Origin of the sequence: Schwartzia succinivorans DSM 10502 (assembly GCF_900129225.1) — a bacterium.
Classification (GTDB): Bacteria; Bacillota; Negativicutes; order Selenomonadales; family Selenomonadaceae; genus Schwartzia; species Schwartzia succinivorans.
The window spans coordinates 519,476-541,717 of record NZ_FQUG01000002.1; the positions used below are offsets into that span (position 1 = coordinate 519,476).

The window sequence follows — 22,242 nt, forward strand, 5'->3', positions numbered from 1 at the left end:
AACGATATGGATGATCAGGCATCAAGCCTCCGCAAGCTTGTACAGGATAAAACAGAATATGATGTTCCACAGCAAGGCAGCGGCCAGGTATTTCTTCAGCCAAAGCAGCCTGCTCGTCAACCGGCATCACAGGGCGCGGATTCACAAGGTGGAAGTTCACAGCCTCCGTTCTATTGGATGAAACCTCAGCAGAATTTATCGTCAAATGAAGCGGGAAGAAAGCCTATGGTGTACTCAGGGAATCCTGTAGGAGCTGCTGCTCAGCAGATAAGGGTACAGCCTGTGATTCAGCAGACAGCGCAGCCGTCTCCTGTAAATGTGCCAAAACCCAGTGTCCCGTACGTAGCCGCACCACTCACGCAGCCGGTGCAGGTGCGAAATGGACGGGGAACAGAACGTAAGAGCTTTCAGAATGCTGTGCATGAAAACGGAGCACGCATTGTTGCTATAACCAGCGGCAAGGGTGGCGTAGGAAAGACAAATCTTACCGTAAATCTGGCCATTGCCATGAGAATGGAAGGTAAAAGGGTTATTGTCATAGATGCTGATTTCGGTATGGCAAATGTGGATGTCGTTCTGGGGACAGTTTCAAAGTATCATTTGATGCACTTGCTTCAGCCCGAAATAACTCTGAATGACGTTATTATGCACGGTCCATATGGGGTTGATTACATTTCAGGCGGCTCCGCAATTGAGCGCGCAGTTGAGTTTACACAGGCAGAAAGACAGGTGCTTTTGGAAAAACTGAGTGCATGTGGAGAGCTTGCAGATGTGATTTTGATTGACACGGGCGCCGGTTTAGGTCAAAATGTAATTGAGTTTATTTTGGCTGCTGATGAAGTTGTATTGGTTACGACTCCTGAACCGACCGCTCTGACAGATGCATACGCTGTCATGAAGGCGTATAATACGCATGCGCAGGTAAAAAACATGAAGCTCGTCGTTAATCGTATATACGATGAACGGGAAGGGCAGGATGTCACAGCGAAGCTCAGACGCACAGCAGAAAGATTTTTATCCATGCGTCTGCCCTCGCTTGGATATATATATGAGGACCGCAATGTGATGAACGCGGTAAAGAAGCAGGCACCGCTTCTGGCAGTGTATCCAAATACGCTGGCAGCCCGCTGTGTTCATGCGGTTGCGCAGGGAATCCTTTATGGAGGGAGGAAATCTGTTAATCTCGGATGGCGGGGATTCCTGCAGAAACTCTTAAAGTTCAACGGTAAATAAGGAAGGAGGGAAAGCATGAACAATGATGTTGAGAAAGCCGACAAAATTCTTGAGATAGGACAAAGGCTTTCCTTCTATATGGACAACGATCAGACGTATTCGAGTCGTATAGAAGACATACAGTCATCGGAGTTGATCGTTGCAATGCCAATGGATTCGAAGCGTGTACCGATTATACCGCCGGACGGTGCACATCTGTACGGTGCTGTTCTTATGAAACAGAGCCAGTTCCGCTTTTTCTCGGTTTTTAAGAAAAAAGGAATGCTGAACAATGTTCCTTGCTGGTGGATTACTAAACCGGATGTGGTTCAACGGTATCAGAATCGGCAATTTGTCAGAGTGCGGGTCAGCCTTCCGATTTCCGTGCAGGTTATGAATGATGATGGAGGTTTTGATGCAGCGAAGATGACGAATCTCATCGACCTGAGCGGAAGCGGCCTTGCATTTGTTTCCGATGTGCCGGTTCAGTACGGTCGTCAGGTCATCATGGAACTGCACAATCTTCCTGATATCGGGATTCTTAAGGTTATGGGTTCTGTGCGGCGCTGCACGGAAGTGGAGCTTCCGCAGAATGGGAAAATTTACCAAGTTGGAGTGCGAATGCTCGATCTCGCAAGACCGGTTAGAAATCGCCTTGTGCGTTTCATTTTTGAACTGCAAAGAAAAGAACTTGCAAAAGGGCTTAGTTTGACAGGGGTGCAGGACATATGATTCGGGTACTTGTGGCGGACGATTCCGCGTTCATGAGAATGGTTTTGTCTGACATGTTTAAAAAGCAGTCAGACTTTGAGCTTGTTGATACCGCTAGAAACGGTAAAGATGCGATAGAAAAGGTAAAGAAATACAATCCGGACCTTTTGACAATGGATATAAATATGCCGGTCATGGACGGATTGCAGGCACTGAAGATCATTATGAAGGAGTGCCCGCTTCCTGTAGTTATGTGCAGCAGCATGACTAAAGAGGGAGCAGATGCAACTATACAGGCGCTGGCCCTTGGCGCTGTTGATTTTATAAATAAGACCGGCGGTTCGGTTTCGGCTATTGATACTATCGAGACCGAGATTTTGACGAAATGCCGTGCAGCTGCATCGACAAAAATTAAAAGCAGACCGGGTATGTCGGCTGCATCGGGAGCAAAAACTTTCGGTGAGACACCCAGACCGGTTATGTCAAGACGTGTTGATATTCCTGTAAGAAAGCCTGTTTTTACACCAAGGCAGGCACAGCCGGCGGCTCAGGAACAGCCAATAAAGAGAGCGGCACCTGTGATGGGTGTCAGGACCGGTTCTTCGGATGGACGAAACAAAATTGTGGTACTCGGAACTTCAACCGGAGGGCCAAAGGCGCTTCAGGTTGTTGTAGCCGGGCTTCCAAAGGACCTTCCCTGTGGTGTGTTAATTGTCCAGCACATGCCGCCGGGATTTACAAAATCGCTAGCGGAAAGATTAAACGAAATTTGTCAAATTTCCGTGAAAGAAGCTGAAAATCATGATATTATAGAAGCAGGACATGTATACATTGCACCTGGTAATTATCATATGACCGTGGTGCCTTGTCAGCAAGGGCGTGAGATTGTGTTAAACCAGGATCCGCCGCTGGGAACGCTTCGCCCGGCTGCCGATGTTTTATTTAAATCGGCGGTCAGGTTCGGATCGGATGTTGTTTCCGTTATCCTTACCGGTATGGGGCAGGATGGAGCGGTTGGCATGAAAGAGATTAAGCAGGCAGGAGGCTATATTATAGCTGAGCATGAAAGCACCTGTGTTGTTTACGGTATGCCAAAGGCTGTTGTGGATCAAGGAATAGCAGATGAAGTGCTTCCACTGACAGAGATAGCTTCTGCCATTGTGAGAGCAGTTAAACACTAAGGAAATAGGGGGAATAGAAATGGACACCAATCAGTACATGGAGATGTTTTTGGAAGAATCGCGTGAACATTTGCAGTCGCTGAATGACGGACTTCTTGGATTGGAGAATGATCCGGAGGATTTGTCGATCCTAAACGATATTTTCCGAAATGCACATACTATTAAAGGAATGTCCGCAACGATGGGCTACACGAAAATCGCTGAGCTCACGCATGATACGGAGAATGTCCTCGACCTCCTGCGAAAGGAACAGTTAAAAGTATCTGAGGATATTGTTGATACACTTTTCAAATGTGTCGATTCACTTGAGCAGATGGTAGAGAGCATTGGAGAAGGCGGCCCGGAGGACGTCGTAGATGTAACTGAGATCGCAGCAAAACTCAGTGCACTTGTAAAAGGCGAGGCTGCTCCGGCAGCGGCTGCTGCGGCACCTGCTGCACCGGCGGCTGAGGCTCCGGCTGCACCGAGTATTGAGTATGATGATACTGATAAAGACGTTATTAATCAGGCACTCGGAAGCGGTATGCGTGTGCTTCATATTAATGTTGCACTCACAGAAAGCTGCGTACTGAAATCGGCTCGTTCGTACATGGTAATGAACGCACTTGATCAGCTCGGCGATGTCATGAAGTCAATTCCTCCTGCTGAGGATCTTGAGCAGGAGAAATTTGAGCATTCCTTTGACGTTGTTTTTGTTACGGATGCAGAGCCGTCAACAGTCGAAGAGACATTGATGGCAATTTCTGAGGTCGATAAGGTTGTTATCACCGACGTAGCTGAAGAGCTTAAAGCACAGGAAGCAGCTGCGAAAGCGCCTGCTGCTCCTGCACCTGCTGCGGCGCCGGCTGCAGCACCCGCACCGGCTCCGGCAGCGGCGAAACCGGCGCCGGCAAAGAAAGCTGCGGCTCCTGCAAAGGGCGCAGAGAAGAAGGCACCGAAAGGAAGCCAGTCGGTCCGTGTCGATATTGAAAAGCTTGATAATCTGCTGAACCTCGTAGGTGAGCTCGTTATCAACAAGGTTCGCCTTGAGCAGATAGGTATTACTCATCGTCTGGCGGAGCTTACAGAGACGCTTGAGCAGATGGACCGTGTTACAACAGATCTCCAGACTGTTGTCATGAAGGTTCGAATGGTTCCTGTTGGACAGGTATTTAACCGTTTCCCGCGTATGGTCCGCGACCTTGCAAAGGAACTGAATAAAGAGATTAACCTTACTATTGAGGGTGAGGAAACAGAGCTCGACCGTACTGTTATTGATGAAATCGGCGATCCGCTGATGCATCTTTTGAGAAACTCTCTTGACCATGGCGTTGAGCACCCGGATGACCGTGAAGCGAAAGGCAAGCCGCGTTCCGGTGAGGTCGCACTTATCGCCCGTCATGAAGGTAACAACGTTGTCATCATGGTCACAGATGATGGTAAAGGTATTAATGCCGATGCAATCCGCCGCAAGGCAGTAGAAAAAGGCATGATAAGCCAGGAAGAGGCTGACAGCCTTAACGACGCAGATGCTGTACGTCTTATCTTCCTGCCGGGCTTCTCTACGGCAGAGACCATTACAGACGTATCAGGCCGCGGCGTAGGTATGGACGTTGTCCGCAGCAAGATTGAGACTTTGGGCGGTCACGTTGATGTTGAAACAAAGGTTGATGAGGGCAGTGTATTCAAGATTAAGCTGCCGCTCACATTGGCTATTATTCAGGCACTTCTGGTCAAGGTACAGGAGGAAATGTACGCTATTCCTCTCGGCTCCATTGACAGCACAATCAACATCAAGCAGGAAGATATCAAGACTGTACAGAACAAAGAAGTCATCGTTCTGCGCGGCCAGATTATACCGATTATACGTCTTGGCAACATACTTAATGTTCCGACTCAGGAAGGCGAGGAGAATGACGATATCTTTGTCGTTGTTGTCCACCTCGGTGAACGTAAAGCCGGTATTGTGGTTGATAACCTTATCGGACAGCAGGAAATCGTTATCAAAACGCTTGGTAAGCTGCTTGCAGGTCTTAAAGTCATTTCCGGTGCGACGGTACTGGGCGATGGCCGTGTAGCGCTGATTCTTGATGTCAGCGCATTGATGTGAGGAAAGGAGTCCTAAAGATGGCTACACCAGAGAATAATGTTCAGGTTGACAATGAAGTTCAGGTTGTTGCTTTTAAGCTCCGCGATGAGGAGTACGGTTTTAACATTCTGAATGTAAAAGAGATTAAAGGTCTTACGGACATTACACGTGTTCCGTTTGCATCGGATTTCATAAAGGGCGTTATCAATCTGCGCGGAAGTGTCCTGCCGGTCATTGATCTTAAAAAACGTCTTGGACTTCAGAACACACCATATACGGACGATACCCGTATTGTTATTGTCCGCAGCGATGATATTGAGGTCGGTATGATTGTTGATGCTGTGACCGAGGTTATCACGCTGGATACAGCTCATATTGATGCGGCTAAGGTTGTTGATAATGAGACAAACCGTTTCATTACAGGAATCGGCAAAGAGGATGATCGCCTCATCATCATGCTGAATCTTGATGCTATTATCGGTTTACAGGAAGAATAAACTAATTTAAACGAGAGGAGGCAGAACATGCCAGACGATATTATGCAGTTAAGCCCTACGCAGATGGATGCACTGCGTGAGATTGGCAATGTCGGTGCAGGTAACTCAGCTACTGCGCTTTCACAGATTATTAATCATCGTATAGACATGAACGTGCCGGAAGTATCGATAGTACCATTGGGAGATGTCCCTGACCTTGTCGGCGGACCTGAAGCAATGGTAGTCGGTGTGTTCCTTCGCGTTTATGGTCAGGCACCGGGTAACATTTTGTTCCTTCTGCCTGCAGAAAGTGCGTTTTATCTGGTTGATATGCTTATGGGTAAGAAACGGGGAGAAACGCAGAATCTTGATTATCTTGATGAGTCCGCATTGATGGAGATAGGTAATATTCTTGCCGGAGCATATCTCAATGCACTCTTTAATCTGACGAAGCTTTCCCTGCTTCCGTCTATTCCTGCGCTTGCTATGGACATGGCAGGTGCGATATTGAACGTTGTTCTCATACAGCTTGGACAGATGGGTGACCATGCGCTGGTTATTGAGACCGAATTCACTACAGATGAGGAGGGAATCAAGGGCCACTTCTTCTTAGTACCTGACCCAGGTTCTCTGGATACGATTTTGACAGCGGTGGGAGTGTAAAATTATGGCAGATCTTATTAAAGTCGGCATGGCCGATTACAAGGTCGGCCGTGCTCCTTCAACGCTTATCAGCTATGGACTCGGTTCCTGTATCGGCGTGTCATTATATGATCCACAGGCAAAGGTCGGAGGACTTTTGCATATCATGCTTCCGGACAGTACACAGTCCCGTGCGAGCGAAAACCCGGCTAAGTTTGCAGATACCGGTGTGCCGCTAATGCTGAAGGATGTTCTCGCACTCGGAGCATCCAAAAGCCGTTTGGTGGCAAAGATGGCCGGTGGTGCGCAGATGTTTGCCTTTGCGAAGGCTACGGATATAATGCGTGTAGGTGCAAGAAATGCAGAAGCCGTAAAAGAGCAGTTAAAGTCGCTCGGAATTAAGCTTATTGCCGAAGACACCGGAGAAAACTATGGACGTACCGTCCAGATTAATCTGGAAAATGGTGTGTACACGGTTAAGACAATGGTGAAGGGCGAGAAGGAGATTTAAGTGAGCGGGCTCAGTACAGAAGCCGGGAAGAGTGCAGAGCAGGGTGGGCTTCAGACACAGGCATTGGAAGCGAAAGCAGCCGGCAAAGCTGCTAAGGAGCCTCCGAAGGACAGATTGAAACAGATGGAGCAGTATTTTCATCAGGGCGATTTTCTTTTTAAAATCGCAATAGCATTTGTTTCAGCCTTTTCCGCGGCGGCTGTGATTGTTCTCTCCGGGATATATGCGGACCGCATGCTGGAAATTATTGCGATGCGTGCGGTGGTTGGATTTTTTATCGCCGGAGGTGTCGTTTTTCTGGCGCTGTTGTGGTTGGATGACGTTGGAATTCCGCTTTATGTAAGTCAGCACGAATCACTTCAGCAGGCATGGCTCAGCGAACCTGAGAGTGGACTTTCGGAGAATTCCGATAAGTCTTCAGCCGATGCAGGCGTTATTCCTGAAACATCGGAACAGGCGGTTCCTTCTGATGCAAGTGGGCAGGAACCGGAAATAAAGGAGAATGACGGGGAGGAGCTTTCTTTTGCTCCGCTTGATGATTCGATTCAGCATATGAAAACAGCAGAATAATATATTATTTGACACATAACTTGTTATGAAGGGGGGAGTCGTTTTGGGAGGTTTAGAAGAACTAAGCACCATCGACTCCCTTTGGTTGTCCTACAAGAAGGAGCATACAAAAGAAGTTCGTGACAGACTTGTCGAGCAGTATATGAATCTTGTCAATATTATAGCCGGACGGCTGGCAATAAGTCTGCCTCCACATGTGGACAGGGATGATCTTATCAGCAGCGGTTTTTTCGGACTGCTGGATGCTGTGGAGAGGTATGAGCCGGACAGGAAAAATAAGTTTGAGACGTATGCTTCTGTGCGTATACGCGGTGCCATGCTTGATTATCTGCGGTCGAAGGACTGGGTACCGACGTCTGTGCGTGCAAAAATAAAAAAATACGAGAATACCGTCCGCGAGCTCGAAATATCTTTAGGACGTAATGCGTCTGATGAAGAAATCGCGGATGCTATGGGAATAACTATTGATGAGCTGAACAAGACAGTCTCGCAGATGAATGTTGCGACGATTATTCCTTTGGATGATTATATACGTGCCGAGACTCCGAATGATGGTCTTGAAAGTCCCGGTGCAAATATTGAAAAGCTGGAGATGCAGGAGATTCTCGCAAAGGCTATTCACAGGCTGCCTGAAAGGGAAAAACAGGTAGTCTCTTTGTATTATTACGAGGAGCTTACGATGAAAGAGATAAGCCTGGTTTTGCATTTATCCGAGGCTCGCGTTTGTCAGCTGCATACGAAAGCTATTTTTAGGCTTCGCGGTTTTCTGGCACGAAATAAAGAAAATCTGGTCGATTGAAAATGATTTAGAGGGGCACTCTGTGTGCGTCTATCAAATAAACGGGGAGGATACATCATGGATGAGAACGAGAAAATCTCTGAGGTCGGAGGGGAAACGGCCGGCTATTTATTTGAATTCAAATCAGACGGCGTTTATCTGACCGTGTATCCGAATGATGACAACGGAATCCTGTTTGAGCTCTCGGATATGAGGCAGATTCTTAAGGATTACGGTGTTGCCGATTATGATATTGAGCTTTTGGCGCGTGTAGTCCGCACTGCAGACGGAGTTCCTGTACGGCTGGCAGACCGTTTTGTTTCTCCTGTCGGTGCCGGAGCAGAGGAACGTGCTAATGTACGTGTAGAAGAAAAGGCAGAGGAAGTTGACGATCGTGAGACCATGACATTTACGGTTGATGTTGCGAAGGACAGGATGACGGCGAAAATTCGTATCGAAAGGGATGCAGCAAAGAAGCCGCCGACAGCAGAGGCTATCCTTCAGGCATTGGCCGACCGCCGTATAACATACGGAATAGATAATGATGCTATCAATGCAGGCCTTGAGCATGGTTCAGAATTTATAGCGGCCAAGGGAACGGCTCCGCAAAATGGTATTGATGCAAAGATTGAACGTAAATTCAGTCTGGCAGAAAAAGGAAAACCTGCAGTTAATAAATATGATCAGGTCGATTACAAGAACATGAATCTCTTCGTGCTTGCTAAAAAGGGACAGGTGCTGGCTGAGAGAATTCCACATACACAGGGTATTCCGGGAACGAATATTTTTGGCGACGAGATACGCCCGAAGCCGGGTAAGCCAAAACCGGTTCCGGCAGGAAAAAATACTGAAATTAGGGATGAAAATCTGGTCGTTTCACTGATTGAAGGACAGATTGTCGATAACGGAACTAAGATTTCAGTTGATCCTAAGCTCACCATCGACGGAGATGTCGGAGTTGGAACAGGAAATATAGATTTTGTCGGCGCGGTGGACATTGGCGGCAGTGTTATGCAGGGATTCATTGTAAAGGCTACCGGTGATATAAATATTAAAGGTATGGTCAGCGGCGGCGTTGTTCATGGATATAATGTCTACATTGCGGGCGGCGTTCAGGGCATGAACCGCGGAGAGGTTCGTGCAGAGGAAGAAGTGCGTGCTGCGTTTGTGGAGAATGCCAAAATTGAAGCCGGCGGAAATATTTTTATCACTGATGTTGCACTGCATTCTGATTTACGCGCAGGAAAGGTACTTGCTGTTGAAGGAAAACGCGGTCTTGTTACCGGGGGATATTTGGCAGCAGGTGAGGAAATTCGTGCAAAAACCATCGGAAACACGCTTTTCGTTGCAACGAAGCTGGTTGTTGGAGTAAATCCAATGCTGCAGCGCCGTTACCAGGAGACCTGCAAGGAATATGCGGAGCTTAAGAAAAAGCTGTCACAGCTAACAAAGGCTCTTAATACGCTGGGGAAAATCGATGTGTCAAAACTCCCGCCTGAACGAGCGGCTCAGATAAGCCAGATGACGCGTTCGCAGTTTCCGCTGGCAGGTAAAATCGAACGTGATGAAAAGCTTATTCGTGAGCTTGAGGAACAGATTGCGCAGATGCGTATAGGGCGTATTCGGGTCGCTGATAAGATGTACCCCGGAACGAGGATTATCATAAATTCTGTTATGAAGAATATTCAATCTGAGGAGCAGCATTGCACTCTTACCGTAGAGGATGACGAAATCAAGTCAGGAGCATATTAACCATCTGCAATAGAAAGAGTGAGAAATATGGATGTAAGCCCGATGAGTCTGCAGATGATTGTACCACGAGCCAATGAGGCAACACAGGTACAGCATAATCTGAATCAGCAGGTGAATGTTCAGCAGAGCTTTGCTGAACTTCGTGATAAATCAGAAATGCAGATGAAAATGGAAACTGTGCAGAGCAGGGAACAGGCTGAGGACGGAAAGATCAAAGACGATCCCGATCACCGCAGCGGTCATGGCGGATATCAGGGAAGCCGCCGCGACAAAAAGGAAGAAGAGCAGCAGGAAGAACGTATGGCTGTGGATACTTACCGCGGTCATAATATTGATATTTCGTTTTGACGCGTAGAGGACAGGTGGATGTCTACGGAAATTTTAGGATTTTTTATCATATTGGGAGCGTTGGTTCTTGTACTCCTCCGAAGGAACGACTGGTTAAAGCTGATTACCGGTGAGACACAGCAAAGCAGACTTGATGATGTTGAAGAGGCATCGGCGAAGCTGCGGTATGAGCTGCAGCACTCCGCGGATCAGATTATTGAGCGAATGGGTTCTCATATTGATCGGTTGGAACGGCTTATTGTGGAAGCAGACCGTCGTTCAGGTGAGCTGGAGGAGCAGCTTAGGAAGACGGAAGACAAATATCAGAAGCTATTGCGGCAGCAGGCAAGGCGTGAGTCGGCGCGTTCGACATCGTCTGTTGATTATAACAGGCAGGATGCGTACGTCAAGCAGCCGATTGCTTCACATGAATCCGTGCAGGTTCCTGTGGGGGTGCAGTCTTTACATGAGGTTTCTGCTGCAAAGAGCAGCATGCAGCCGTTTTCGGATATGCTTGAAGAATCAATGGCATTGATGGACAGCACGGATGCATATGAGCAGCATGCGCATGATGCTCAGCGTGCGTACGCGGCAGAGCCTGAGGTTGTTGTTTCCCCCAGCGTTGCAGATGTGGTGGGACTTCCATTGACGTCTGAGGAAGCAGCTGATATTGAAGCAGCTACAGCGCTTGAACATGAACCGGAGCCAGTGACATATCCAATGGTCTATTCATCAGATTTGCAGAATGTGCCTAAAGTGATGCGGACAGATGGGGAGCCGCAGGATTTGCCAGGATTTTCGCAGGAACCCCAACACATGGTTCATACGGACGAATTTTCTCAGATGATGCAGGAGTCTTATGAAGAAATTCCGGAAATGTATGAACAGCAGGTGCCTGTGCATGGTGTATCAGCACAGGGAAATGACTATGCCGGATATGTGTCCGGGAACTACGGTGAGGAGCTTCCGATAAGTGAAAGAACGGAATCACAAATAATTTCATACGTAGAACCGGCTTCGGAACACCAGGAATATCAGACATCGGAGATGCCTGAGCAGGGTGTGACGGGGCAGCAGGAGACAGCTGAACAGGAAAGTCAGACTGAAGCCGGGGCTGCTATCCGGGAACAAGGTGTACAGGAAGCACCACAGCCTGCGGAAATATCTGAGCAGGGTACGCCAAACGGTGAAGCAGATGAAATATCTGAGCAGACAGAACTGGATGAAGACGCAAAAGAGCGTCAGGCAGTAGAGGAAGCACTGCAGCTGCGCGGCGGCGGAGCATCTGAGCGTGCCCGTAAGCTTTTGGCCGAAGGGAAAAGCGTAGATGATGTAGCCCGCGAGGTGCATCTGGGACGTGGGGCTATAGAGCTTATAAAGCAAATGGAATTGAATAGAGATAATGCGAAAAATTCGTAAAAGATATTGACAATAAATGCTCCGAACGCTATAATATTGCTTGTTATCGGGGCATAGCGCAGTTTGGTAGCGCACCTGGCTTGGGACCAGGGGGTCGCGTGTTCGAATCACGCTGCTCCGACCATTTTTATTTGCGATAGTAGCTCAGTTGGATAGAGCAACGGCCTTCTAAGCCGTGGGTCGGGGGTTCGAATCCCTCCTGTCGCACCATGAAAGCATAACGTCTGTAATCCTTATCATTAAAGGATTGCGGGCGTTTTTCTTTATGTAAAATTTACGCCGGGGGCTTAAAAGGTTGTATGTTGTTAGAGAGTTTTTGGGGCAATCCGGGGGCAAATGAAATTTTGAAGTATATATTTGGGTGAATTATATGCCTGGGATGAAGACTTTATTTGGCAGTGCAATTCATGAGCGGTTCATTATTTTATGATAAAATTATTTCAGGGTAAATCAGAGCGGAGGTGTCTTTGTATGAAGAAAGTACGTATAACTGTCATGCGGAAGGCTTGTTATCGTGATCTGATGGAGAGGTATGAAAATCCTATCGAGCATGCCTGCGATATGGAAGAAGGCATGGTTTTTACAGCAGACGGATGGCAGAAGCCTGACGGTCTTTGTGACAGTGCATGGGAAACTATGTCCCCGTTTGTTATGGGGCTTGCTCACGGTGCGGAAAATTTTTATGACGGATGGATGAAGAATCCAAGGTCTGCCATGATTTCATGCAATGATGGTTTTCGCCCGGTGAGTTTTCTGCTGGAGACGATAGAAGACTGAGTGGAAATATGGCAGATTTCACGTGTGCAGCAGAAATTATTCGAAAATCCTAAATAAATCGCACTCTATGAGGCGTATGTTTTCAATGGGGATTTTGGTATTGTCTGTCATGTGCAGAATGCGTTTTACCCCGTCAAGATTTTTAAGGTTTCCGGAGACCGTTATATAGCGGCCTCCGGATTTTTTTTCGTCCTGATGAAAGTAGGTTACTGTTATAGAGGGATGCTCTTTCAGGTGCTGTTCGAGTACGGCAAGTCTGGCATCCAGCATTTCTATCATATCATCGCTGAGTTCCTTTTTTTCGTCTGTCAGCCGCGCTTCTTCGCGGGTGGCTTCGTCATACCCCGTGAGCGCGGCGAACGGAGAGAACTGCGCTGCCCTGTTTTCCATTGTCATACGTGGATGAGTGGAAGGCTCCGGGTGGGGCAGGTGTATTATATCGTCGTAACGTTGAATATCTTCGTTCATGCTTTGTGGCCTCCTACCTGTTGATTACGTTCAATAGTCATAGCGTCCTGTTCAAGGTTTGAGCCCTTCAGTATGGCATTTTTGCCGAATTTTTCTTTTATGGCAATCATGGCATGCTGGAGTGATTTTTCTTTTTTCTCCTCGGCTTCGTTTTCTTTTCTTTCCTCGGCAGCCGCTTTGTAATCCGTAAAAAGTCCAAGCTGCTCTGTTTTGTCTGCTGGCTTTGGCAGGCTTTTTTCATCTACCACGTGATTGGCTGTAACTGTGACACGACGCACGTACAGGTTCGTGTCTGTTATACGCTCGTAGAGTTCAATCACGGCTGCGAGAATCTTCTTTGATGAGGATGTGTGCTCACCGAGATTGATTGAGCCGTGGGCGGGTTTTGGGACGGTACGTCCGTAATGGTCGGTATGAACTCCGCCTTTATAGGAATTGCGCATGTTTTCAATGTCGTAGCCGATGTTTAGTACAATCTGGTCTGTAACCAGTCCCTTCGCTACGAGGTCAAGAACGAGAAGGTCTGTCATTTCCCAGACGATGAGCCGTCCTTTTTCGTGGGAATAGGGTTTTTGAAGCACCTGTCCTGAGCCGATACTGTTCGAGGCAGGCTTGTAAGCCTTTATGGCTGCCATTGTACATGGTTCCCAGCCCCAGGCATGGTCTATCAGAAGCTCGGCGTTTATGCCGAACAGCTTATACAGCAGGGCTTCGCTGTGATATTCGTTTCTACTGCCCAGAGAACATCGGGCGATGTCTCCCATTGTGTGCAGCCCGTTGGCTTCAAGTTTCTTTGCGTAGCCTTTCCCTACACGCCAAAAATCCGTCAGGGGCGTATGCGTCCATAACTTTTCACGGTAGCTCATTTCGTCAAGCTCAGCTATCCGTACACCGTCCTTGTCTGCAGGCATTTTCTTTGCCACGATATCCATAGCGATTTTGGCGAGATACATATTTGTCCCTATGCCTGCCGTGGCGGTGATGCCTGTTTCCGCGAGCACTTCGCGAATCATTTTCAGGGCAAGCTCATGGGCGGTAAGACCATAGGTTTTTAGGTAGGGAGTCACGTCCATGAAAACCTCGTCAATGGAATAAATATGGATATCCTCCGGGGCGATATACTTGAGGTAAATCCCGTAAATACGGGTGCTGTATTTCATATACAGTGCCATACGGGGGACTGCTGCGATATATGAGACAGCCAGGGCAGGATTTTCGGAAAGTTCATTTGCGTCGCAGGATTCACCTGTCAGTATGTGGTTTGGCGCCTTTGCCCTGCGGCGTATGTTCGCCTCTTTTATTTTCTGTACAACTTCAAAAAGCCGTGCACGCCCAGGAATGCCGTAGGTCTTAATAGCTGGGGTGGCGGCAAGGCAGATTGTTTTTGTCGAGCGGCTTTCGTCCGCAACTACAAGATTTGTGGTCAGCGGATCGAGTCCGCGTTCTATGCACTCCACAGATGCATAAAAGCTTTTAAGGTCGATGGCTATATATGATGAGGCAGTCATGATAATCCTCCGTGAACAACTAAAAATGGCTTATTCGAAATATAGTTAACTTTTGTTTGAGAAAAAGCCTGATTTTAGAATAAACGTTCTGCGTGAAAACAGCAAGGAAATTTTTTTGAAGGAGGAGGAAAAACGTTTTACCAAGGGGGTGAGAAGATTTTGAGCAAATTGGGTGATGGTGCAGTAAATACGATTATGATATAATACAGAATATAAAATTAAGTAGTATTGCGGGCTTCACGGATGCAGTCTGCAGAGCCGATCGGGGCGGAAAGGGATATCCGCCGGAACAGTAAGCACGGAGGTTTCATTATGTTCGAGGGAATCGGTAAAATCGGAAGCTATGCGAAGCAGTGGAAGCTAAAACGCATGGCAAAAACGAAAATCACAACGGGTCAGACTGTCGATTTGAATAAAAGACAGTCCTTTTCGTCTGTCTTTGCGCAGATTGGAACGCAAAATACCAGTCAAACAAAGAAAACAACAAAGACAATGGCGGATAAGGCCAAAACGAATTCGATCAAGCAGAAGCTTAAAAGAGGAAAGAAGCTTTCGGCGGAAGAGTTCAAGCATCTGAGGGAAAAGGAGCCGGCGCTGTACGAGAAGGCAAAGGTTGTACAGTCAGCCAGAGAGCAGCTGGAACGCGACCTGAAGCACTGCAAGACAAAGGCAGAGGTGCGCATGGCTATGCTGCGCGCCAGCATGAAGGTGGAGTCACAGGCCGCTATGGCGGATGCGTCTGCCGCAGGTGTTTCTTCCATGAACGGGGGAGTATCTGCAGGGCAGGCAGCAGGCGCAGCCGGGGAGGCAATGAATCCGGGCGGGGCGGCGTCGTCAATGGACACAGGAAGCGCAGCAGGAGAAGCACAGATTCCGCAGGGAATGACCGGTAATGAAAATACTGCGGCGACAGGGGAGTCCGCAGCATCGGCGTCTGCAGCTGAAGGAACAGAGGCGGCACAAAAGGAGCAGACAGAAGAGCATAGACTTGAAAAAAGTATCGAAGGCGTGCTTGATTCGAACAAAGGCTCTGCTGCCAGCACAGCGGCACTTCTTGAGGCAATGGAGACCTTGGAGGATTCGGGGATGGATCTTCCACCGACACAGGTGTTGATTATACGTGCGCTTCATGATGCATATGATAAATTTATAAAATCAAAGGAATATGAGGAGCTCCCCGAAAATTTGATGGAGGAGCAGGAGAGCAAGCCAAAAGATAAGCCTCAAAAGCCTGAGGCGTATAAGATTGCGGCTGTTTGTGACGTGTATATCAGTGCAGTTCATGCGGCTGAAAACAAGAATTTTGAGTAATACAGGGTACTAAATTGATTGTACCCGGAGGGGGATTCAGATGGAGAAGATAAAGATTGGAAAGGGAGAAGTCCTGCATAAAAAGGGGGACGAGGTCAAAAATATCGAGATTGTTCTTTCCGGAGCGCTAACTATGACGAACAGGGATACTGTTGATGTTCGTCTGAGCGGAGGCGGTATTGCAGGCGCAGTTTATAATCCCGGGGATTTGTATGTATTCGACTATGCCGCAGCAGAGGATACTACCCTTCTCGTGTTTGATTATACGTCAGATGATGATATTGTTGATGCTGTTTCAAGCGCGACAGCCATTGCTCCGGTTATGGCTGCTTCCAACATGGAATTTGCGAATGGTATGCTGGACGCGCTTAACTCCGTTACGGACACGGTGGCTAACTTTTGTAAGGAAATCAAGTACAACTACAATGACTATAAATTCATGTGCGTAAAGCTTGAAAAGGAACCTGAACAGTTTTCTTTTGTGGAGCAGCTTCCAACACCTGATACCCCGGAAATAACATCAAGCTGGGAAGCAGAGATATGCCGTTCCTTCTGTGAGCATCGGGGAGCTTTGGAAGCAAATTATTATTCACTGGGAGCCAGCTTCTGCATTGAAGCCGTTATGCGCGCGTCGGTAACAGGGCGTCGTATCCGTAAGGAGCTTGAGGCTGCAACAGAATTTTCCTCCTGGGTAAAAAATGGAACTGCAGATTTTGTGAATGCATTCTATGATGTAAAATCAAGAGTTGATACTGAAAACCGCGGGACTTCCGGAGAGGTTCCGACTATCGAAAACGCTTTGGAGGTTATCCTTGCGTTCTCCGGAGTCAGCCAGGAGATTGCAGACACATTCCGCAAGGATCTCAAGCAGTTCTCAGAGACTGAGGACCGCAGAGCAAAATCTGACGAGATGCGTCATCTGCGCATGAGCATTGCAGAAGGATACTACAACATCTATGAAGCGGCTTTCTTCAAAAGCCTTGAAACAAGCCATATTCCCGCAGAGGTCAGAATGTTCTTCCTGTTCGGCTTTGTGGATGAAAATCTGGCAGGCAAGGCGAATACGGAAATGCTGTATAACATGGCTGTGAGCTGGGAAGAGCCCGAGGGAACACGCATACTTCCTATGTATGAATGGCTGGTCAGAATATACAAGGGAGAAGCTGTTCCGTCGAAAAACGAGTTCGACAACGACTGGACGGAGTACCTTCGTGAAGAGGTTCGCACTGCAAACATGACTCAGCAGCGGGCTGATGAGCTGGCGAATGACCGCCATGCGATGGTAAGCTTCGAGATCCATAACATGTTCGTTACCGCAAATAAAATCACCAATGGGCAGATGGCGTCCTTTGTGCCTGTATTTAACGCGCAGGATGTTATACGTCCGCTGGATAAATGCCTGGCAAGCATTCAACGCGTTCAGGCTGCCCTGGATAAGGTTACGGAGATTGATTTCGGCTGCTTCTACAGACCTGCGCTCATACAGTATCCTGAGCTTAAGATTCAGCATTTCGTATATAACACGGAAATCAAACCGTATATCATACTCATGCCGAACTTCGGCGCCCGCGGAGTTATGTGGCAGGAGAATGAAGGCCCGCGCAGAACGACGCCTGCACACATGGTTATCTCCGTATTCCACTCGGAGGAGCTGGAAGAAACCATCGTCCGCATGTGCGCTCAGTTCCGTTGGGAGATGTGCCGCCGCATCCAGGGCGTGCGTTACATGGATATCTCCGAGCCTTCACTGACATCGGAGTACATGAACTATCTCCAGTTCTACAAAAAGAACGGATATCTCTCTGCTGACATGAAGGAACGTATCAAGATTGCACTGCAGAAAGCCAGAAACGACTATAAGGTTGTGTTCGTTGCGGACTACGAGAAATATATTCTGAACGAAGCTTTTGGACTGCCGCGTCTGAACAAGGTAACGCGGGAGATTCTGTTCCGCTACTGCACCTTCTCTCAGAAGTATCGTAAGGCACTGGCCATCAATCCGCAGTACCAGCAGCTCATTGAGCGCTGGGGGATTACACAGAGTGCAAAGCTTCACGGCGTAGACCTCATGGCGAAAAAGGTCAAGAGAATGAAACCGGGCGAACCGCTTCCGAAGGAGATAGAAGAGGAGCTTGCATTCCTCAGACTCTGATAAAAACAAAAAAGGCTGCTGCATAAGTGATTTCTCACCGGTGCAGCAGCCTTTTTTGTCAGTATTATGGAGCAAGGACGAAATTCAGCTTGGTTTTATCCGATACTAATAGGTGCTGGATAAATCTAACAATATCTTTACTTTTGAATGTGTATGTTGCTGAAATCTTTACTTTTTGCGCAAAAAATAATAAAATAAGTAAAGATGAGACTGGCGGTGACAGATATGATTTTGTATGAAGGATTGGAGAAAGCATTAAAAGAAAAAGGGATTGGAAAAACGGAGCTTTCTTCTGCCACAGGACTTTCTTCGCGAACAATTGCAAAAATCGCAAAAGGAGAAAAGCTGTCACAGCGCAGCCTAAAAAAGATAGCTGAGTATCTTGGACAAAAGCCGGAAGCTTTGCTGAAAGAAGTTTCGGAGAATAAAATTTTGCAGATTCTCCGTGACGAAAAGGAGATAAAGCTTTCGGGAGGATTATATCATGAACTGCAGGTCAGAATGACCTATAATTCAAACCACATAGAAGGAAGTAAATTATCCGAGGCTCAGACACGGCTTATTTTCGAGACAAATACAATAGACGCGGGCGATGGTGTTCCTGTAGATGATATCATTGAAACCATGCATCATTTCCGTGCTATTGACTATGTGATTGAGCACGCGGAGGACGTACTTTCAGAAGAAATCATAAAGCATCTGCATTACATATTGAAGCATGATACAAAGGATGCCGAACTAAGTTGGTTTGCTGTAGGTGATTACAAGAAACGTGCCAATGTCGTAGGCGGCAGAGAAACAGCAAAGCCGGATGAGGTTCAAGGTCGGATGAGGAAGCTGCTTGAACGCTACAATGCTATCGCAGCTGTAACATTCGAAGATATTGTTGCATTTCATGCCGAGTTTGAAGCTATTCATCCGTTTCAGGATGGAAATGGCAGAGTCGGAAGGCTTATAGCTTTGAAAGAATGTCTTCACCACAATGTGATACCTTTCATTATCGAAGACCGGAAAAAGATTTTTTATTATCGGGGATTGTCTGAATGGAGAAAAGAAAAAGGATGGCTTATTGATACCTGCCGTGACGGGCAGGACACGTTTATAAAAATTTTGGATATGCTTGATATACCTCATGAATAAACGTGAGATAGATTGATGAGAAGACAAATACCGTATCCTGCTAAAAATCGGGATACGGTATTTTTGTTCTTATGATTTCACGTAATTGCTTATTTTGTCTCTCCAGAGCTCGTAGCCTTTTTGGTTGAGGTGCAGGCCGTCGACGGTGAGGTCGGCGGGGAGACTTCCGTTTTTGTCCGTAAAGTCGGGAGTTATGTCCAGATAAGTGTCATTGTATTTTTCGGCAAGCTTTTTTATGCCTTCGTTGAGCTTCAGGATATTTTTATTGGTACGGAGGCCTGCCTCCGGGAATATGGTTTCGTTAAACGGCAATACACTTTCTATGTATATTGTTGTGTCAGGAAGCTCCTTGTGAAGTATTGAGAGTATTTTGTCGTAGTTTTCAAGTGTGGTCGGTATGTCGTGGTAGAAGCAGAGGTCGTTTGTTCCAATCATAAGGAAAATTTTTGGCGGCTGCATGGCAGTTACCTGGTCTATGCGGTTCAGAAGGCCGTCCGTTGTATCACCGCCAATTCCGAGATTTACAAGCGGGACGTCGGGGAATAGTGCATCCCAGTCCCCGCGGTCGGTCATGCTGTCACCGAAGAAGACGATAGGATGAGGTGCGTGAGGTTTTACTGCAAAGAGTAAATGCTTTCTTCTGTAATAGAGTGTCAGGTAGGAAGGTGTGTTTTCGTCACGCAGCATGTCCTCAAGAAAGTCCTCGGTCTGAGCTGCAGCCTTTTCAGGACCGCCGCAGTAAAGGATAAATACCGCAATGACAGCTGCTGTGAAACCTAAAATCCAAACGCAAAATTTTTTCATAATATTCGCCCCACGATTTGAGATTTACATTAAATCTTCTATATTAATTTCGAAAATCCTGCGTGAAAACAGTTTTTTATTAAAGATAACCCTGTATAGGTAGAAAAATTGTGTGAATTTTTGTGTTTTTTCATTGAGATGGTGTAAAATAATAAATAGTTCGGTGAGGATGAAAAGCTTTCACTGAATGTGAGTTATATCATTTATAAAGGAGGAATATTCGGTGAAACAGGCTTGGAGAATTTTGTGTTTGGCATGCGTTATGATGGTGCTTTGTGCGGGAACGGTTTTTGCAAAGAGCGTTGAGGAAAAGCGCACCGAGACGCGTGATAAGGCGGAGGCAACGCTGCAGGAGCTTTATGAGCGTCAGTCAGGGGCACGGTACGAGGTAGAAAACAGTCACGCTTATGCGGTGTTCTTTAATACAGGAATAAAAGTCGGAATCATCGGAAGCTCTCATGGACGTGGTGTTGCATATAACAACGTAACCGGCGAGGAATGCTTCATGAATATGAAGGAACTCTCGGCAGGGCTTGGGCTTGGCGTTAAGGAGTATTCTCTCGTCTTTATTTTTGAGAATCAGGACGTGTGGGAGCATTTTACGTCGGGTGATTGGACCTGCGGAGGCGGTACGGCATCTGCAGGAGCTACTGATGGCGAAAGCGGCGGCGGAATAGAGGGAGCCGTGAAGCTGGCGGATGGAATCTGGGTATATCAGATGACAACCAAGGGAATCACACTTGAGGCATCCCTTAACGGAACGAAGTTTACAAGGGACAAGAAGCTTAACGGTGAAAAGTAATATGCAAAAATAACGGGATGCACGAATCCGATGGATTTATGCATCCCGTTGCTTCATTTTATTAAGTTTTCGGCCTTCCATTCCTGGGGAGTTTTGCCAAATTCTTTTTTGAATGCCCTAAAGAAGGGAAGATAGCCGTCAAATCCTGCGGTTCTTGCGATGGTATCAAGGGTTTCATCGGGCGAGTGGAGGAGAAGAAGACGCGCTTTCAGAAGCCGTTTGCTTTTTATGTACTGCTGGATGGTACAGCCTGTGGCTTCTTTGAAGCAGTGCATGAGGTAGCTTCGGCTTACAAATATTTCTGCGGCAAGCGCGTCAATGGATAGAGGTTCTTCAAGCCTTGCGTTGATTATCTTTATGACCTGTTGGATTTTTTCATCATGGAGAACAGGTGCCAGAGGGTCAAGCTCGCTCTTCAGCATGGCGCGGTTAAGCAGTATAAGAAATTCTACGAACAGCATTTCAACGTAAAGGGGATTTGCAAAGCCTTTTGCGTGGGTAGTCTGTTCAAGCTTTTCAAGATGAAAAAGAAGGTCGTGGGTTTTGCCGGGAGCAAGATGCACTACTGCCTCGGCAACAGGCCCTTCAAAGCAAAGTGAGAGATCTTCGGTGCCGCGTTTATACTGCTCGAAAAAAGATGGTGATACATATATTACGATGCGTTCATAGGGTACTCCTGCTTCCGGTTCGGGACGGTGAATTTCTCCCGCGCGAACAAAGACAAGGTCTCTTGGTGAGAGTGTCCAGGTGCGGCCCTCTATGGTGTAGTCTACGTTTCCTGAGAGGAAAACAAGTATCTTATGGAAGTCGTGGTAATGAAACGGTATAGGTTCCATTGCAGCGTCGCTCAGGCGGAAAACACGAAAGCCCTCTTTCAGGTAGCCTCGTTTTTCGTAAGATTCCCTTGGTTTGTCCATGAAATTTCCTCCTTTTTTCAAGTATAGCACTTTTTGATATATAAACAGCACAAAATTGCATTTTTCCTTCTTTTTGTGCCTGCTATACTCTAGTTAAAGAAATTTTGGAGGCGATGAACCATGCGGCAGTTAGAAAAATACGTAATTTCCGGTGTACGCTATATTGTTTGGGACGAGATGGCAGGAGAAATGCCGGAGACAGCCGGATGCATGCGCCTTATGGATGCCGGGGATGGTATCGGTGGCGACCGCCTTGTTGTCATCGACGGAAGAAATGCAAAGGATGTCCGTGTTTTTGATGCAAAGGGACGGGAAACCGTGCTTGATGATGCTGCGCGCTATGCGGCAGCGCTCTGCTTTGGTAAGCAGGGACAGGCAATGCAGGCGGCGTCGCTTTTGAATGCTATGGAGCGTTCGTCCCGTGTCTCCCTGACAGGGACAGAGCCTGAGCATTGCGAGGTTCGCCTTACGGAGTGCTTCTGCAGGGGAATACTTGGTAAAACTCTTTGCTCTGCTTCGGTTTTGGCAGGTTGAATCGAATAAAAAATCATTGTGTATACATAACGGCCGACTTCGAATTCGAAGCCGGTCGTTTTCGATTTCGCTTTCTTATGTCTAGGCCCTATGTTATAATTATCCCGAAAGCGGGCAGGATACCTGCTTGGGTAACGTTTGTTTTTTTGTGATGTACATACTTTCGTTAGGAGGATGAACAG

The 22,242-nt window shown here is 47.2% G+C and carries 22 protein-coding genes and 2 tRNA genes; 20 read left to right on the top strand and 4 right to left on the bottom strand.

What is annotated here, in order from left to right:
• Window positions 1–6 precede the first annotated feature (6 nt).
• The 15 genes from BUA83_RS02275 to BUA83_RS02345 all read left to right on the top strand — a co-directional run bounded on the left by BUA83_RS02275 (window position 7) and on the right by BUA83_RS02345 (window position 12,424).
• Window positions 7–1,233 carry a MinD/ParA family protein gene (locus BUA83_RS02275; RefSeq protein ID WP_234988195.1) on the top strand — a complete coding sequence of 409 codons (1,227 nt, stop codon included), beginning with the start codon at window positions 7–9 and terminating at the stop codon, window positions 1,231–1,233.
• Between the two features lie 15 nt (window positions 1,234–1,248).
• Window positions 1,249–1,944: a flagellar brake protein gene (locus BUA83_RS02280; protein ID WP_072934547.1), complete on the top strand. Its 696-nt coding sequence runs from the start codon at window positions 1,249–1,251 to the stop codon at window positions 1,942–1,944.
• Window positions 1,941–3,104, top strand: a complete 1,164-nt coding sequence (locus BUA83_RS02285) for a protein-glutamate methylesterase/protein-glutamine glutaminase (protein ID WP_072934548.1) — start codon at window positions 1,941–1,943, stop codon at window positions 3,102–3,104. Before BUA83_RS02280 ends, BUA83_RS02285 begins: the two co-directional genes overlap by 4 nt.
• Window positions 3,105–3,123: 19 nt before the next feature.
• Window positions 3,124–5,193: a chemotaxis protein CheA gene (locus BUA83_RS02290; protein WP_072934549.1), complete on the top strand. Its 2,070-nt coding sequence runs from the start codon at window positions 3,124–3,126 to the stop codon at window positions 5,191–5,193.
• A gap of 17 nt (window positions 5,194–5,210) precedes the next feature.
• Window positions 5,211–5,669, top strand: coding sequence for a chemotaxis protein CheW (locus tag BUA83_RS02295; RefSeq protein WP_072934550.1), 459 nt, complete (start codon window positions 5,211–5,213; stop codon window positions 5,667–5,669).
• Between the two features lie 27 nt (window positions 5,670–5,696).
• Window positions 5,697–6,311, top strand: a complete 615-nt coding sequence (locus BUA83_RS02300) for a chemotaxis protein CheC (RefSeq protein WP_072934551.1) — start codon at window positions 5,697–5,699, stop codon at window positions 6,309–6,311.
• A gap of 4 nt (window positions 6,312–6,315) precedes the next feature.
• Complete coding sequence (locus BUA83_RS02305) at window positions 6,316–6,801, top strand: chemotaxis protein CheD (protein ID WP_072934552.1); 486 nt, start codon at window positions 6,316–6,318, stop codon at window positions 6,799–6,801.
• Window positions 6,802–7,371, top strand: coding sequence for a hypothetical protein (locus BUA83_RS02310; protein ID WP_072934553.1), 570 nt, complete (start codon window positions 6,802–6,804; stop codon window positions 7,369–7,371).
• Between the two features lie 43 nt (window positions 7,372–7,414).
• Window positions 7,415–8,170 carry a FliA/WhiG family RNA polymerase sigma factor gene (locus BUA83_RS02315; RefSeq protein ID WP_407695179.1) on the top strand — a complete coding sequence of 252 codons (756 nt, stop codon included), beginning with the start codon at window positions 7,415–7,417 and terminating at the stop codon, window positions 8,168–8,170.
• A gap of 57 nt (window positions 8,171–8,227) precedes the next feature.
• Window positions 8,228–9,901: a DUF342 domain-containing protein gene (locus BUA83_RS02320; protein WP_072934555.1), complete on the top strand. Its 1,674-nt coding sequence runs from the start codon at window positions 8,228–8,230 to the stop codon at window positions 9,899–9,901.
• Window positions 9,902–9,928: 27 nt separating this feature from the next.
• Entirely contained in the window at window positions 9,929–10,249 is a 321-nt protein-coding gene (locus tag BUA83_RS02325; RefSeq protein WP_072934556.1) for a hypothetical protein, read from the top strand.
• A gap of 18 nt (window positions 10,250–10,267) precedes the next feature.
• On the top strand, window positions 10,268–11,647 hold the full coding sequence (locus BUA83_RS02330) for a hypothetical protein (protein WP_072934557.1): 1,380 nt from the start codon (window positions 10,268–10,270) through the stop codon (window positions 11,645–11,647).
• 47 nt (window positions 11,648–11,694) lie between these two features.
• Window positions 11,695–11,771, top strand: a tRNA-Pro gene (locus tag BUA83_RS02335).
• Between the two features lie 9 nt (window positions 11,772–11,780).
• Window positions 11,781–11,857 (top strand) — tRNA-Arg (locus BUA83_RS02340).
• A gap of 261 nt (window positions 11,858–12,118) precedes the next feature.
• Window positions 12,119–12,424, top strand: coding sequence for a TIGR04076 family protein (locus BUA83_RS02345; RefSeq protein WP_072934558.1), 306 nt, complete (start codon window positions 12,119–12,121; stop codon window positions 12,422–12,424).
• 36 nt (window positions 12,425–12,460) lie between these two features.
• On the opposite strand, the gene BUA83_RS02350 is transcribed toward BUA83_RS02345, so the two are convergent.
• Window positions 12,461–12,892: a YolD-like family protein gene (locus tag BUA83_RS02350; protein WP_072934559.1), complete on the bottom strand. Its 432-nt coding sequence runs from the start codon at window positions 12,890–12,892 to the stop codon at window positions 12,461–12,463.
• Window positions 12,889–14,400 (bottom strand): Y-family DNA polymerase, encoded by a 1,512-nt coding sequence (locus BUA83_RS02355; RefSeq protein WP_072934560.1) that lies wholly within the window; start codon window positions 14,398–14,400, stop codon window positions 12,889–12,891. The genes BUA83_RS02350 and BUA83_RS02355 overlap by 4 nt, the downstream gene beginning before the upstream one ends.
• 312 nt (window positions 14,401–14,712) lie before the next feature.
• Here BUA83_RS02355 and BUA83_RS02360 point away from each other — a divergent pair, with 312 nt between their 5' ends.
• The 3 genes from BUA83_RS02360 (at window position 14,713) to BUA83_RS02370 (ending at window position 19,003) form a co-directional block, all read left to right on the top strand.
• Entirely contained in the window at window positions 14,713–15,711 is a 999-nt protein-coding gene (locus tag BUA83_RS02360; RefSeq protein ID WP_144340490.1) for a hypothetical protein, read from the top strand.
• A gap of 40 nt (window positions 15,712–15,751) precedes the next feature.
• The gene (locus BUA83_RS02365; protein ID WP_072934562.1) at window positions 15,752–17,863 is read left to right on the top strand and encodes a cyclic nucleotide-binding domain-containing protein; all 2,112 of its coding nucleotides are present in this window, start codon (window positions 15,752–15,754) and stop codon (window positions 17,861–17,863) included.
• A 225-nt stretch (window positions 17,864–18,088) separates the two neighbouring features.
• Window positions 18,089–19,003 (top strand): Fic family protein, encoded by a 915-nt coding sequence (locus BUA83_RS02370; protein WP_072934563.1) that lies wholly within the window; start codon window positions 18,089–18,091, stop codon window positions 19,001–19,003.
• A 69-nt stretch (window positions 19,004–19,072) separates the two neighbouring features.
• Here BUA83_RS02370 and BUA83_RS02375 read toward each other — a convergent pair whose 3' ends face one another.
• Complete coding sequence (locus BUA83_RS02375) at window positions 19,073–19,807, bottom strand: GDSL-type esterase/lipase family protein (RefSeq protein WP_072934564.1); 735 nt, start codon at window positions 19,805–19,807, stop codon at window positions 19,073–19,075.
• Between the two features lie 223 nt (window positions 19,808–20,030).
• Between BUA83_RS02375 and BUA83_RS02380 the strand changes: the two genes are divergently transcribed.
• Window positions 20,031–20,609 carry a lipid-binding SYLF domain-containing protein gene (locus BUA83_RS02380; RefSeq protein ID WP_072934565.1) on the top strand — a complete coding sequence of 193 codons (579 nt, stop codon included), beginning with the start codon at window positions 20,031–20,033 and terminating at the stop codon, window positions 20,607–20,609.
• A 53-nt stretch (window positions 20,610–20,662) separates the two neighbouring features.
• On the opposite strand, the gene BUA83_RS02385 is transcribed toward BUA83_RS02380, so the two are convergent.
• A complete protein-coding gene (locus BUA83_RS02385; RefSeq protein WP_072934566.1) occupies window positions 20,663–21,526 on the bottom strand; it encodes a helix-turn-helix domain-containing protein in 864 nt (287 codons plus the stop codon).
• A gap of 120 nt (window positions 21,527–21,646) precedes the next feature.
• Here BUA83_RS02385 and BUA83_RS02390 point away from each other — a divergent pair, with 120 nt between their 5' ends.
• Window positions 21,647–22,060: a hypothetical protein gene (locus BUA83_RS02390; RefSeq protein ID WP_072934567.1), complete on the top strand. Its 414-nt coding sequence runs from the start codon at window positions 21,647–21,649 to the stop codon at window positions 22,058–22,060.
• Window positions 22,061–22,242: the final 182 nt, after the last annotated feature.

What these genes read in the sequence shown, in the direction of transcription:
- BUA83_RS02305 (WP_072934552.1), top strand. Translation starts at nt 6,316, where the DNA reads ATGGCAGATCTTATTAAAGTCGGCATGGCCGATTACAAGGTCGGCCGT.
- BUA83_RS02290 (WP_072934549.1), top strand. Translation starts at nt 3,124, where the DNA reads ATGGACACCAATCAGTACATGGAGATGTTTTTGGAAGAATCGCGTGAA.
- BUA83_RS02390 (WP_072934567.1), top strand. Translation starts at nt 21,647, where the DNA reads ATGCGGCAGTTAGAAAAATACGTAATTTCCGGTGTACGCTATATTGTT.
- BUA83_RS02385 (WP_072934566.1), bottom strand. Translation starts at nt 21,526, where the DNA reads ATGGACAAACCAAGGGAATCTTACGAAAAACGAGGCTACCTGAAAGAG.
- BUA83_RS02370 (WP_072934563.1), top strand. Translation starts at nt 18,089, where the DNA reads ATGATTTTGTATGAAGGATTGGAGAAAGCATTAAAAGAAAAAGGGATT.
- BUA83_RS02345 (WP_072934558.1), top strand. Translation starts at nt 12,119, where the DNA reads ATGAAGAAAGTACGTATAACTGTCATGCGGAAGGCTTGTTATCGTGAT.
- BUA83_RS02325 (WP_072934556.1), top strand. Translation starts at nt 9,929, where the DNA reads ATGGATGTAAGCCCGATGAGTCTGCAGATGATTGTACCACGAGCCAAT.
- BUA83_RS02280 (WP_072934547.1), top strand. Translation starts at nt 1,249, where the DNA reads ATGAACAATGATGTTGAGAAAGCCGACAAAATTCTTGAGATAGGACAA.
- BUA83_RS02285 (WP_072934548.1), top strand. Translation starts at nt 1,941, where the DNA reads ATGATTCGGGTACTTGTGGCGGACGATTCCGCGTTCATGAGAATGGTT.
- BUA83_RS02295 (WP_072934550.1), top strand. Translation starts at nt 5,211, where the DNA reads ATGGCTACACCAGAGAATAATGTTCAGGTTGACAATGAAGTTCAGGTT.
- BUA83_RS02365 (WP_072934562.1), top strand. Translation starts at nt 15,752, where the DNA reads ATGGAGAAGATAAAGATTGGAAAGGGAGAAGTCCTGCATAAAAAGGGG.
- BUA83_RS02375 (WP_072934564.1), bottom strand. Translation starts at nt 19,807, where the DNA reads ATGAAAAAATTTTGCGTTTGGATTTTAGGTTTCACAGCAGCTGTCATT.
- BUA83_RS02275 (WP_234988195.1), top strand. Translation starts at nt 7, where the DNA reads ATGGATGATCAGGCATCAAGCCTCCGCAAGCTTGTACAGGATAAAACA.
- BUA83_RS02330 (WP_072934557.1), top strand. Translation starts at nt 10,268, where the DNA reads ATGTCTACGGAAATTTTAGGATTTTTTATCATATTGGGAGCGTTGGTT.
- BUA83_RS02320 (WP_072934555.1), top strand. Translation starts at nt 8,228, where the DNA reads ATGGATGAGAACGAGAAAATCTCTGAGGTCGGAGGGGAAACGGCCGGC.
- BUA83_RS02300 (WP_072934551.1), top strand. Translation starts at nt 5,697, where the DNA reads ATGCCAGACGATATTATGCAGTTAAGCCCTACGCAGATGGATGCACTG.
- BUA83_RS02355 (WP_072934560.1), bottom strand. Translation starts at nt 14,400, where the DNA reads ATGACTGCCTCATCATATATAGCCATCGACCTTAAAAGCTTTTATGCA.
- BUA83_RS02350 (WP_072934559.1), bottom strand. Translation starts at nt 12,892, where the DNA reads ATGAACGAAGATATTCAACGTTACGACGATATAATACACCTGCCCCAC.
- BUA83_RS02360 (WP_144340490.1), top strand. Translation starts at nt 14,713, where the DNA reads ATGTTCGAGGGAATCGGTAAAATCGGAAGCTATGCGAAGCAGTGGAAG.